Annotated in this window: 10 protein-coding genes; 7 read left to right on the plus strand and 3 right to left on the minus strand. The window is 38.9% G+C overall.

Features of this window, described 5'->3' with window-relative positions; translation table 11 throughout:
* Positions 1–15: 15 nt before the first annotated feature.
* The 3 genes from BM390_RS00610 (at position 16) to BM390_RS00620 (ending at position 1,890) form a co-directional block, all read left to right on the plus strand.
* Positions 16–1,002: an NAD(P)/FAD-dependent oxidoreductase gene (locus BM390_RS00610; RefSeq protein WP_062320190.1), complete on the plus strand. Its 987-nt coding sequence runs from the start codon at positions 16–18 to the stop codon at positions 1,000–1,002.
* Between the two features lie 127 nt (positions 1,003–1,129).
* Positions 1,130–1,462 carry a DUF378 domain-containing protein gene (locus tag BM390_RS00615; RefSeq protein ID WP_062320192.1) on the plus strand — a complete coding sequence of 111 codons (333 nt, stop codon included), beginning with the start codon at positions 1,130–1,132 and terminating at the stop codon, positions 1,460–1,462.
* Positions 1,463–1,668: 206 nt separating this feature from the next.
* Positions 1,669–1,890 carry a hypothetical protein gene (locus BM390_RS00620; protein WP_062320194.1) on the plus strand — a complete coding sequence of 74 codons (222 nt, stop codon included), beginning with the start codon at positions 1,669–1,671 and terminating at the stop codon, positions 1,888–1,890.
* Between the two features lie 123 nt (positions 1,891–2,013).
* On the opposite strand, the gene BM390_RS00625 is transcribed toward BM390_RS00620, so the two are convergent.
* Genes BM390_RS00625 through BM390_RS00635 form a run of 3 tightly spaced genes read right to left on the minus strand, consistent with a single transcriptional unit; the run spans position 2,014 to position 5,281 of the window.
* Entirely contained in the window at positions 2,014–2,916 is a 903-nt protein-coding gene (locus tag BM390_RS00625) for an ROK family protein (RefSeq protein ID WP_062320294.1), read from the minus strand.
* The gene (locus BM390_RS00630; RefSeq protein WP_062320196.1) at positions 2,909–4,300 is read right to left on the minus strand and encodes a glycoside hydrolase family 1 protein; all 1,392 of its coding nucleotides are present in this window, start codon (positions 4,298–4,300) and stop codon (positions 2,909–2,911) included. Before BM390_RS00630 ends, BM390_RS00625 begins: the two co-directional genes overlap by 8 nt.
* 57 nt (positions 4,301–4,357) lie before the next feature.
* On the minus strand, positions 4,358–5,281 hold the full coding sequence (locus tag BM390_RS00635; protein WP_062320198.1) for an ROK family protein: 924 nt from the start codon (positions 5,279–5,281) through the stop codon (positions 4,358–4,360).
* 344 nt (positions 5,282–5,625) lie between these two features.
* Here BM390_RS00635 and BM390_RS00640 point away from each other — a divergent pair, with 344 nt between their 5' ends.
* The 4 genes from BM390_RS00640 to BM390_RS00655 all read left to right on the plus strand — a co-directional run bounded on the left by BM390_RS00640 (position 5,626) and on the right by BM390_RS00655 (position 12,399).
* A complete protein-coding gene (locus BM390_RS00640; protein ID WP_089852702.1) occupies positions 5,626–6,576 on the plus strand; it encodes an ABC transporter permease in 951 nt (316 codons plus the stop codon).
* 12 nt (positions 6,577–6,588) lie between these two features.
* Positions 6,589–7,497, plus strand: coding sequence for a carbohydrate ABC transporter permease (locus BM390_RS00645; RefSeq protein ID WP_231631384.1), 909 nt, complete (start codon positions 6,589–6,591; stop codon positions 7,495–7,497).
* Between the two features lie 98 nt (positions 7,498–7,595).
* On the plus strand, positions 7,596–9,203 hold the full coding sequence (locus BM390_RS00650) for an extracellular solute-binding protein (RefSeq protein ID WP_062320200.1): 1,608 nt from the start codon (positions 7,596–7,598) through the stop codon (positions 9,201–9,203).
* 67 nt (positions 9,204–9,270) lie between these two features.
* Positions 9,271–12,399 carry an alpha-mannosidase gene (locus tag BM390_RS00655; protein WP_062320202.1) on the plus strand — a complete coding sequence of 1,043 codons (3,129 nt, stop codon included), beginning with the start codon at positions 9,271–9,273 and terminating at the stop codon, positions 12,397–12,399.
* Positions 12,400–12,425 lie beyond the last annotated feature (26 nt).

Genomic DNA, 12,425 nt, shown 5'->3' on the forward strand with positions numbered 1-12,425 from the left:
GGAGCTGTTTAAAAGATGAGATATATTACTACAGTGATTGTTGGGGCAGGTTTAACAGGGATTATGTCTGCCCGTACGTTAAAAGATAAAGGATATGAAGTATTACTGATTGATAAGGGGAAAAGTGTGGGTGGTCGTATGGCGACAAGACGCATAGATAGTGGGAAAGTCGATCATGGGGCACAGTTTTTTACTGTACGAAACGAACGATTTCATTCCGAAGTTGATCAATGGCTGAAACAAGGTTTTGTTAAGCGGTGGTTTGGTGAGAGCCATCCACGTTATATGAGTCCAGGTGGAATGAATGCTCTAGCGAAAACACTCGCAAAAGATTTACCTGTTCAGCTAAAGACAGAAATTAGTCAAATTGAACAGCAGCGTGATGGCTATATTGTACGTTCAACAACGGGTGAAGAAATTAAAACAAAAACCATCATTCTTACTATTCCAGCACCTCAAGCAGAAGCGTTGTTAATCAATAGTAAGATAGAAATTAATGAAACGGAAATGGAAAAACTTAAACACATTACGTTTAATCCTTGTTTCGTAGGTCTGTTTAAACTCTCAGATAAACCGGAACTACCTGAAAATGGTCACTTAGATCAAGGCTTGCCAGAGGGTATGATGAGAATCGTTGATCACTACAAAAAAGGTATCTCTGATGAACGAACTGTAAGCGTGTATATGACTGGTCAGTGGAGCAAAGAATATAATGATGAAACGAGTGAGCATGTTTTAAATCATATGATTAACTTATCGAAAGATTATTTTGATCGTCAATCAATTCTGTCCCAACAGTTGAAAAGATGGCGGTATGCTGAAGCGGTACAATTTTTAAAAGAACCTTACCTTGAAATGTCACGTGATAACCGCGTTATTCTAGCTGGAGATGCTTTTTTATCTAATGAAGATCCCGCAACACATACAAGGTTAGAAAGTGCTTTTATATCAGGTGTATTAGCAGCAGAGCATCTGGCTCAAATGTTGACTCACAAATGGTAAATGATAGAATCATGTGCACAAAAAGTCATCATTCACATGTGCCGTTTAAAAAAAATAAATTATGCATGAAGAAGAGGGATTTTGTCCATACTACTTCCATGAGTCAATCAAAAGGAGGAGTAGTAAAATGAGAACGTTTCAAAAATTCGCTTTAACCCTTGTCATTATCGGGGCGATCAACTGGGGATTAATAGGTTTCTTTAACTTCGATTTAGTGGCGGCTATTTTTGGTGGTCAAGGTACACTACTTGCGCGTATTGTGTATAGCTTGGTAGGTCTGAGTGGCCTTGTCTGTTTATCCATCTTATTTAGAGACTGGGATGAAGAACACCAAGAAGAAAAGACGCCGATGCGTCATCGAGGTAAATTAAATTACGGAACAGAGTTTGGTGAAGAAGAGGATTTTTCATCACTAGATAAGTTTTTAGATGAAGATCAGAACAAAAACAATCATCGTTAATGAATCCAAGAAGATGAATAAGACCAAAAAAGCCATGTCAATTGATATGGCTTTTTTGATGCTTGCATGTGTTAATGAAACAGCGAATGATTGAAGTAACAAAGACAGGTTACCCACTCCATGATAATTTGTTATAAATGGTGATATAATGGAAGAAGAAAAGAAAAAGCAGTATTATTTTCACTCATACGAAAAGGAGAGAGCAAATGATTCGTTTTGAAAGAACACGTAAATTAGCGTATATCTGTTTTGGTTCTACCTTTATTTCTATTTTCTTATTCATTTTTAATTTACAACAATTAATGGTAGACAGCCTGAGCCAGACGATCTTCATCCTTGTTGGGGTGTTTTTCTGTGTATTAGGTTTAGCATTATTAATGATTGCGAGAGATGCAGAAGAGTCATTTAAAATCATTCAGCGACCTTAGCAGATAATATTTAAAGGATGAAAAAAATGACTTAGTATAGACTATGAGATGTATAAAGATAAATAGAAAGCGTGTCACAACAGTGACACGCTTTCTATTTATTATAGTTTAATTATTTGACTGTTAGTTATTTGATGCTTTTATGCTTTGAAAATAACAATAAGCAGCACCGATAAGATTGGCATGACTTTTATGATCACAAATATCTACTTTAGGTATAATCAATGTTTCTTCCACTTCTTGTTGTAGTTGATGTAAGTGTTGATTAAGTTCATCAAGCAAAGTGGGTCTTGTACTAATGCCGCCGCCGATTAAGATAACATCAGGATTGTAAACATACTGGATATTAAAGATACCTAGTCCAAGCATCGTGTAGAATTGATGAATCGCCTCTTGGCAAATAATATCGCCTTCTTCAGCTGAATTGAACACTTTTTCACCGGTCCAATCATTTTTAGACATCGCTTTTTTATCAGCTACTCGCCTAATGATAGATCCCGTAGAAGCAAGCCGACTAAAGACAGAATAACCGCCATTCTCTCGATTGGGTAGTAACATATAACCGAAGTCGCCGGCATGTTGATCAGCGCCTCGGTGGAGTGTTCGATTCTGAATCAACGCGCCACCAATGCCAGTCCCGATAATCAATACCGCCGCATTGTCGATTGATTTCGCTTTACCTGTCCATACTTCTGCTAGGGCTGCACAGTTTGCATCATTTTCAATAACAACGGGCAAGTGAAAGATCTTTTCAACCGCCTGTTTAATATTATGTTGATGCAAATAAGGGACAGCACTTTCTGCTCCAATGGTACCGTCAGGTTGCGGTAGACCGGGGCTGCTAATGGCGATGCTAGTTAATGGGATATCTTGAAACTGTTCTTTTAATGTCGTTAGGTGTTCAATAAATCCTTTGAAATCAGTAGGTGTTGTAGATGTATTCATTGTAGAGATGGTACCTATTTCATCTACAAGTCCGTGTTTAATGTGCGTTCCCCCAATATCAATGGCGAGTATATTAATCATCATGACTAAATCCATTGCTTTGTGCGACTTGACTGAACCATTGCCCACTCTTTTTTACCGTTCTCTCTTGCGTATCTAAATCGAGACGGTAAAAACCGTAACGGTTTTTATAAGCGTTTAGCCATGACCAGTTATCAATAAAGGTCCATGCATGAAACCCAAAACAATTCGCGCCTTCTTCAATCGCTAAGTGCAACCACTTTAAGTGTTCTTGATAGAAGTCAATGCGGTAATCATCTTGGATCACACCGTCCTTGTCCATAAAGCGCTCTTCATCTGATACACCCATGCCGTTTTCTGATACATACCAAGGGATATTTTGATAATCTGCTTTTATCCGCATGGCAATATCATATAAGCCGCGCTCATATATTTCCCATCCACGATAAGGATTCATCCGTCGATTAGGATCTTGGTAATAGCTAAAGAATGATTCAGGTGTGATGTTTTTATCATCAATAGGTGCTTCAGATTGTTTTATCCGTCGTGGTTGATAGTAATTGACCCCTAAAAAGTCAACCGTATTTGCTTTAAGAAGTGTTGTATCGCCCGTTATCCTTTCTGGTAAGAGGTGATAAGTATCTAAAAGCGTCAATAAGTCTCCTGGATAATAGCCTAGAACGGAGGGGTCTAAGAAGCTACGATTATAAAAAAGATCCGCTAAATAAGCCCCTTGTTGATCCTCTTTATCATCACTTCTAGGGTAAGAGGGCGTTAAGTTTAAAATAATCCCAATCTCTCCGCCTATTTTTTCGAGTTTAAAGGCTTCTATTGCTTTCGCACTCGAAAGCATGGAATGATAAGCTACAGTTACGGCGCGCTTCATATCAATAACTGCAGGATAATGATACGTATTCAAATATCCCATTTCAACAGGCACAATCGGTTCATTGAAAGTTGTCCAGCGCTTAACTCGGTCACCAAATAACTGAAAAGCTGTTTGGGCGTAATAACGAAATGCCTCGATAATGTCTGGGTTCTCCCAGCCCCCGTTATCTTGTAAATACATCGGCATATCAAAGTGAAATAGATTGATGATTGGCTCAATGCCTTGTTTGATCATTTCATTGATCATGTTATTATAAAATGTTACCGCTTCTTGGTTAAGAGTCTTTCCATTAGGTAAGAGGCGTGACCAAGAAAGAGACGTGCGGAACGAATTGAAATTAAGCGTTTTCATTAATGTGATATCTGTTTCGTATTGTTGGTAAAAGTCCGATGCTTTACCAGGCCCTATTTGTTGATAAAAAAGATGAGGCTTTTCTTTAAACCAATAATCCCAAATATTTTCTCCTTTTCCGTCTCCAGGTACCGTCCCTTCTGTCTGTGTGGCTGATGCCGCTGCTCCCCATAAAAAATGGTCAGGGAATGTATAATGTGTCATCTTCTTCACTCCATTTCTATAATAAGTTATCTAAATTCCTCTTTTTGACCGTTACGATTATAATAGTAGCTTATTGCTTAAGACGAGAGCCGCAGCGCCAATGACGCCGGCGTCTTGTTTTAATTCTGCTGGAACAATAGGCGTCTTTCGGTTAGCGGGGTTTAGCGCATAATGACGCACATACTCACGAATCGGTTCAAATAACAAATCACCTACACTAGACACACCACCGCCGATAATGATTTTATTTGGTTCAAACGTGTTAATCATGGAAACGCAAGCAGCACCTAGCGTTTGAAAGACACGGTTAAGGTAGTCAACAATCTGTGGCTCGCCTTCTTTATATAGAGAAAATACATCTAATGTAGAAAGTTGTTTACCCATCAGTTTACTACCTTCTCGTGCGATAGCGGTACCTGAGGCAATATGTTCTAGACAACCAAATTGACCACACACACATTGTCCAAAACTCGGATCAATAACCGTATGACCAATGTCACCGGCGTTTCCTTTTGCACCCGTTAATAGTTGCTTATTAGAATAGATACCTGCCCCAATCCCTGTACTAATTGTCATATAGACAAAGTCTGTTTCTGCTTGTCCTGCGCCTAACCATTTTTCAGCAAGAGCAGCTGCACTAGCGTCATTTTCAAAATAGATCGGTAATTGAAAGTGTTGTTTAAAGATATCAACAACAGGTATATTTCTCCAATCTGGCAGGTTGGGGGGAGATGTGATTTGTCCTGTTTTTGTATCGATTGGTCCAGGAGCTCCGATACCTATGCCTAGGATTTCTTTTTTTGATGTACTATTTTCCGATAATAGTTTAATGGTGTGTTGATAGATTTCCTTAACCATTGCTTCAGGTGAGATGGTTTGATCTGTTGGTAGTATTTTCTTTGCTAAAAGTGTCCCTTTTGTATTTAATAAACCAATCGCTATTTTTGTTCCACCAATATCAATGCCAATTATTTTATCCATTATTTATGCCTCCTCTAGACAATTTAACTTACCTAACTTCACTCTATAATTTAAGAAGATATGAGGCAATATGTTAAAAAAGTTATTTATTGTCCTCTAGCTATTAGTTTTGTACTTAAAACAGTTATGTTGTTAAAACGCCTGTTGTAAAGGCTTTCAATAAATACATAGTAAGAAATAAATACATACGCTTACCGTGTGAAACGCTTGATAAATCTAATCGGAAAGTCACTAACACAAGTGACGTGAGGTAAAAGGATAAGTTCGACATATTGAAACAATTGTTGAATCCGCTTACATTTGGTGTAGCAAAACAAAACAATTGAAAAGTAGGAGGTTAAATTATGAAACAGCAGGCTCCACCTATATCCGGTGTACCGGGTGTAACATCCAAAAAGAAAAACCGTAAGATTATTCAAAATTGGCAACTCTACTTATTTATTCTACCAACCGTTTTATACTTCATTATCTTTAAGTATATTCCTATGTACGGTATCCAAATTGCTTTTAAAGATTATGTCCCGTCATTAGGGTTCGGAGGTAGTGAATGGGTAGGATTCGATCATTTCATCCGCTTTTTTGATTCATATTATTTTTGGGATCTAATTAAAAATACATTAGGTATTAGTATTTATGAGTTAGTGGTCGGCTTTCCCTTACCGATTATACTGGCGTTATTATTAAACGAAATCAAGGATAGCGCTTACAAGCGGACGGTTCAGACGGTTACATACGCACCGCATTTTATCTCTGTCGTTGTTATTGCTGGTATGATTATCGCGTTTCTATCACCAACAACAGGTATTCTCAATAGCTTTATTGAATTACTAGGTTTTGAACCGATTCCGTTTATGACCGATCCAAAATGGTTTAAAACAGTCTATGTATTTTCTGGTGTATGGCAAAGTACAGGTTGGGGTACGATTATTTACTTATCTGCTCTTTCTGGTGTGGATCCTCAACAACATGAAGCGGCCATTATTGATGGTGCGACGCGTTTACAACGGATTTTCTACATTAATATCCCAACGATTATTCCGACAATGACGATTCTCCTGATTATGAATCTTGGAAATATTATGGCGATGGGCTTTGAGAAAATCTTATTACTTCAAAATCCACTTAATAAGTCAGCATCAAATGTCATTGCTACTTTTGTTTATGAGGCTGGTTTATTAGATGCTCAATACAGTTTTGCGGCAGCGATTGGATTGTTTAACGCAGTCATTAACGCCGCCCTGTTAATCACGGTCAATCATATTGCGAAGAAAACGAGCGAAACAAGTTTATGGTAAGGAGGGATTACGTTGGATCTTAATAAAATTAATGAAACAAAAGCAGATAAAGTATTTATGGGTTTTGTCTATGTCGCGTTAACATTTGCCTTACTCGTTGTGTTGTACCCGCTCATCTATATTATTAGTGCGTCAATCAGTGATCCTAGCGCCGTTAACTCTGGCGAGATGTGGCTTTGGCCAAAAGACATAACGTTTGAAGGTTACCGGATTATTTTACAGAACGAAGCGATTTGGCGCGGGTATATGATGACGATTTTTTATACGGTATTTGGAACGTTTATTAACCTCGTCTTTACATTGCCAACGGCGTATGCGCTTTCAAGAAAAGATTTTTACGGCAGAAGATTTTTCACCTTTATGTTTGTCTTAACAATGTTTATTGATGGGGGGCTTATCCCGACTTATCTTGTGGTCCGTAATTTAGGTCTTATTGATACAGTATGGGCAATGGTCTTACCAAATGCGGTAGCTCTGTGGAACATCATTATTACACGTGTCTTCTTCCAGTCAACGATTCCTAGAGGATTAGAAGAAGCAGCGACGATTGATGGAGCAAGTAACTTTAAGTTATTTGTTAAAATCATTATCCCATTATCAGCGCCAATTATTGCTGTTATGGCCTTATTCTATGGTGTAGGGCATTGGAATAGTTATTTCAACGCCTTGATTTATTTAGCCGACAGAAGTCTCTATCCACTCCAACTCGTGTTACGTGAGATTCTCGTACTACAAGAGATGTCGTCTAACAGTGTGAGTATGACAGGCGGTATGGCTGAATTTATCCACAGTCAGCAACAACTCGCGGCCATCATTAAATATGGTGTCATGATTGTGTCCACCTTGCCAATTATTATCGTCTATCCGTTCCTACAAAAGTATTTCGTTAAAGGTGTCATGATTGGTTCAATTAAAGAATAACACCGAACGATTTAACTGTAAGGGGGTGAGACGGAAATAAATCATGGTAGTATGAGAATAATATTTCAAATGAACAGTAAAAATAGGAGGGTTTTAAGATGAAAAAGTTCTTACTTAGTTTGTCAATGATGTTTGTTCTTTTAAGTGTCCTTGTCGCATGTGGAGACGATCAATCTGATGCGGAAGGTAATGGAAATGACGCTAACGGCGAAAAAGTTGAAGTAAACAAAGAGGGTTTCCCTATCGTTGACGAAAAAATCGAATTGTCACTCATGGCTCCTGGTGTAGGTATTGAAGAATGGGAAAACATGGTGACATTACAGGAATATGAAGAAATGACCAATATAAGTTTTAAATTTACAACACCACCCGTCAGTGATTTTCAAACACGATTAAACCTCGCATTCGCCAGTCAAGATTTACCGGGGATTATTCTAGGGGCAGGTACAGATAATTTAACTCCTGGTATGGAAGTTGATTACGGTAGTCAAGGGGTATTACTTCCGCTTAACGACCTGATTGATGAATATGCACCAAATATCAAAGCGTTAATGGAAGAAGACCCAGAAATTGCACGTTCAATTACAACACCAGATGGTAACATCTATTCGTTGCCATTTATCAATAATCATCCGACCGCTGTATGGGCGCGTGGTCCACTCTGGTACAACGGTGAGTGGTTAGACAATTTAGGTGTGGAAGAATTACCTAAGACAGTCGATGAATTCTATGACTTATTAGTAAGATTTAGAGACGATGACCCTAATAATACAGGTGAAGATGATACGATTCCATTCACAGATGTTCAAATGAACAGTAGCCGTGCTTGGTTAATGGCTGCCTTTGGTATGAAAGAATGGGGCATTGAAGAACATAATGGTGATGTTCGTTATGCACCGATGACAGACAACTATAAAGCATATTTAGAATTCATGAAAAAACTATATGATGAAGAGTTATTAGATCCAGAAACGTTCTCACAAGCGGATGAACAGAAGAAAGCGAAAGGTCAGGAAAACCGTCTCGGTTTATTCCCAGACTGGTTCTCATTCTTTACAACGGGTCGTACAGAAGAAGAAGCACTTAATGATCCAATGTTTTATCCTTTAACAAGTGAATGGTCAGAAGAACGTATCGTACCAGGAAACCCTGGCATGGTGCGAGGGACTTTCTCAATCACAAAATATAATGAAAATCCAGAAGCATCCATGCGTTGGATTGATTACTGGTATTCACAAGAAGGCCGTGACTTCTTTGATAAAGGGCCAGAAGGCTATCTATGGGAAGCAAATGATGATGGTACACGCACACCACTTCCGGCACCAGAAGGTTTTGAATCACCAGAAGAGTATCGCGCAACACTGACACCAACATACGGTATTACACCGCCAATGCTTGGTGGTTTAGTCGAAGGTGAACCGCGTTCAGATTTTGATTTATTTATTCAAGCAGAAACAGAAGAAAAAATTACACCGATTGCTGAGACGCCATTCCCACTCGTTTATTTAACAGATGAGGAACAAAAGACAGTTAATACGATTCAACAAGATTTAAGCTCATATGTTGAACAAATGGAAGCACGTTTTATCACAGGTGTTGAGCCAATCTCAAATTGGGGTGACTATGTCGCTACAATTGAAAGCATGAATGTGGATGAATATGTTCAGATTCACCAAGAAGCTTACGATCGCTGGGCTCAAAATTAATTAGTAACATTTTAAAGGCTCGGTAAATGCTTGCCGAGCCTTTAATTTAAGTAGAGGAGGAAGACCAATGTTTTTTACGATTGATAAATTAAACAGTCGTATTCAAGAATTAAGTCAGTACCGTTATCGAGGAACAACATCTATTAATGAATGGATGTTCACGATTGATCATGAGAAAGCGGTTGGGCAATACCCTGTTGAAGAAACAGAAGATACGCGTGTCATCACTTTAGGTGAACACTGGAAAGGTCGCGATTGTTATGCGTGGCTATCGCAAATGGTTACGGTCCCAAAAGAGTGGGAAAACGAGCGCGTGATTGGTTTATTTGATTTTGGACAAACCGGTGGTGGTAATAACTCTGGTTTTGAATCGCTATTATTTGTAAATAATCAACCTTATCAAGGCGTTGACTCCAATCATAAAGAAGTACTATTCAATGATGTAGCTGGTGATGTGTTGAAACTAGATTTTCGTTTATGGAGCGGACTAGAAGGTGGGGGAAAACCACGGGACCAAGAATTTCAGCTTAAGCGCGCCGCGATTGCGTACCTTGATCAAAAAGTTGACCAATTTTATTTTGATAGTTGGACAGCGCTTGAAACAATAAAAACGCTTGAAGACAATGATCCTGTTCGTCACCGTTTAACGACAGCTTTAAATACAGCATTTAAAGAGATTAATTGGTTAAACAAAGGCTCAGAAGAATTTTACGCAACGATTTACTCAGCGCAAGCATCTTTCGAAAAAGAGCTTCAAGACATCGGTAAACAAAGTGATGTTACTTATCACAGTGTGGGTCATACCCACATTGACGTGGCCTGGCTATGGCAATTAAAACATACACGTGAAAAATCAGCGCGCTCATTTTCAACCGTTTTAAAGTTAATGGAAGACTACCCAGAATATTTATTTATGCAAAGTCAGCCCCAACTATATGAATATATTAAAACAGATTATCCAGAGATTTATGAAAAAATCAAAGCACGAATCACGGATGGAAAATGGGAAGCAGATGGCGGTATGTGGTTAGAAGCGGATTGTAATATCCCGTCTGGTGAATCGCTTGTTAGGCAATTTCTTGTCGGAAAACGCTTCTTAAAAGAAGAGTTCGGGAAAGAAAGTACGTACCTTTGGTTACCGGATGTGTTTGGCTATAGCTGGGCGCTGCCACAAATATTGAAAAAGTCGGGTATTGATACCTTTATGACGACCAAAATTAGTTGGAGTCAATACAACCGCATGCCGCACGATACCTTTAAGTGGCGTGGTATTGATGGCAGTGAGGTATTAACTCACTTTATTACAACCATTGAGCCTTGGCCAGAATCACGTTATTACACGTATAACGGCTATATGGAACCAAAGATTTTACAAGACTCATGGAAAGAGTATCAAGACAAACCATTGAACACAGATCTATTACTTTCTTATGGCTATGGCGATGGTGGAGGCGGAGTTAACCGGGACATGCTTGAAATCCAACGCAGTATGGATAAAATGCCAGGCTTGCCGCACATAAAACCAGCTAAAGCAAAAGATTATTTTGATCAGCTACATGAAACGGTCGATCAAACAGATCAATATGTGCATACGTGGGACGGGGAACTTTATTTAGAATTTCACCGCGGGACTTACACCTCACAAGCGTATATGAAAAAAATGAACCGAAAACTTGAGTTATTATACCGTGATACAGAGTGGCTAAATGGCTGGGAAGCGGTTGAAACAAAGGCTTTTGATCAATATCCTACTGCTGATTTAACGGCAGGATGGAAAACGATTCTTCGGAATCAATTCCATGACATTATTCCAGGGTCTTCTATTAAAGAAGTGTATGAAGATGCGAAAGTTGAATATGAAGAGGCAGAGGCCCTTGCGATTCAGCAAATAGACAACGTTTTACACGTGCGTCAAAGTCAAGATTCACATGCGTATACCATTTATAATAGTTCAACGACAAAACGGGAGGAACTTGTTGAATGTCTAGATCATTTAGATGGGGATGGTTCTTGGACAGATAAAGCGGGTAACACACTTGAATCCATTAAGCTTGAAGATAAGTGGTTAGTTAAAGTGACAGATATTCCTGCATTAGGAAACAAGGGCATCTATTTTAATGCTGAAGTTGAATCACAGCCAAGCGAGCAGAATATAACGTTTGTTATGAAAGACCATACGTTAAGCACGCCATACTACGACATTGAGTGGAATGAACATGGTCATTTAACAAAGCTATTTGATAAACGAGCGGAGAAATCCGTATTGAAACCAAATGAAAACGGTAATGTGCTCCATGTATTTGAAGATAAACCACTGATGTTTGATGCGTGGGATATTGATATCTTTTATCAAGAGAAATTTGAGACGATCTCAGATTTACAGAAAGTCGAGTTAGTAGAGATGACACCAATGCGTGCTAAGGTGTTATTCACATGGCGCTACAACCATTCAGACATTAACCAGACGATGATTGTTTATCGTGATTCAGCCCGCATTGACTATAAGACAGATGTTCATTGGCAAGAACGTCAACGGCTATTAAAAGTTGCGTTTCCAGTGAATGTGCGTCAAACAGAAGCGACGTACGATATTCAATTTGGTAACGTGAAACGCCCAACACACTGGAATACGAGCTGGGATTGGGCTCGTTTTGAAACAGTTGGTCATCAATGGGCCGATTTATCTGACGCTGGTTATGGGGTGAGTCTACTCAACGATTCGAAATACGGTTATGACATTAAAGATCACGTGATGCGGTTGTCGTTATTAAAAGGCGCCACCTATCCAGATCCTGATTGTGATCTTGGTGACCACCACTTTGTCTATAGTTTATATCCACATATCGGCGATTGGCGAGAAGCTGACACGGTAACGGAAGCATGGGCACTTAATAATCCATTAACGCTAACACAAGGTCAAGCGAACTATACGCATACACAACTATTTGACTGTCCAACAGACCATGTGATGATTGATGCGGTTAAAAAAGCAGAAGATCATGATGGATTGATTGTTCGACTTCATGAATATCAAGGTAAATCAGGTAGAATTTCATTGATTTCACCATATAAGATCGCTTCATATCAAGAAGTGAATTTAGTGGAAGAACCTGTAGGAGAGGTAATTAGTCAATCTGTGATTGAAGACAGCATCAACCCTTATGAAATTAAGACGTATTTAATCACCTTTAATTAAAGAAGTAAAGGGTGCTCGCATCCTTT

This window comes from Halolactibacillus miurensis, assembly GCF_900116255.1.
Taxonomy (GTDB): Bacteria; Bacillota; Bacilli; order Bacillales; family Amphibacillaceae; genus Halolactibacillus; species Halolactibacillus miurensis.

Coding starts and splice junctions, on each gene's coding strand:
- BM390_RS00610 (WP_062320190.1), top strand. CDS start 16: ATGAGATATATTACTACAGTGATTGTTGGGGCAGGTTTAACAGGGATT.
- BM390_RS00615 (WP_062320192.1), top strand. CDS start 1,130: ATGAGAACGTTTCAAAAATTCGCTTTAACCCTTGTCATTATCGGGGCG.
- BM390_RS00620 (WP_062320194.1), top strand. CDS start 1,669: ATGATTCGTTTTGAAAGAACACGTAAATTAGCGTATATCTGTTTTGGT.
- BM390_RS00625 (WP_062320294.1), bottom strand. CDS start 2,916: ATGATTAATATACTCGCCATTGATATTGGGGGAACGCACATTAAACAC.
- BM390_RS00630 (WP_062320196.1), bottom strand. CDS start 4,300: ATGACACATTATACATTCCCTGACCATTTTTTATGGGGAGCAGCGGCA.
- BM390_RS00635 (WP_062320198.1), bottom strand. CDS start 5,281: ATGGATAAAATAATTGGCATTGATATTGGTGGAACAAAAATAGCGATT.
- BM390_RS00640 (WP_089852702.1), top strand. CDS start 5,626: ATGAAACAGCAGGCTCCACCTATATCCGGTGTACCGGGTGTAACATCC.
- BM390_RS00650 (WP_062320200.1), top strand. CDS start 7,596: ATGAAAAAGTTCTTACTTAGTTTGTCAATGATGTTTGTTCTTTTAAGT.
- BM390_RS00655 (WP_062320202.1), top strand. CDS start 9,271: ATGTTTTTTACGATTGATAAATTAAACAGTCGTATTCAAGAATTAAGT.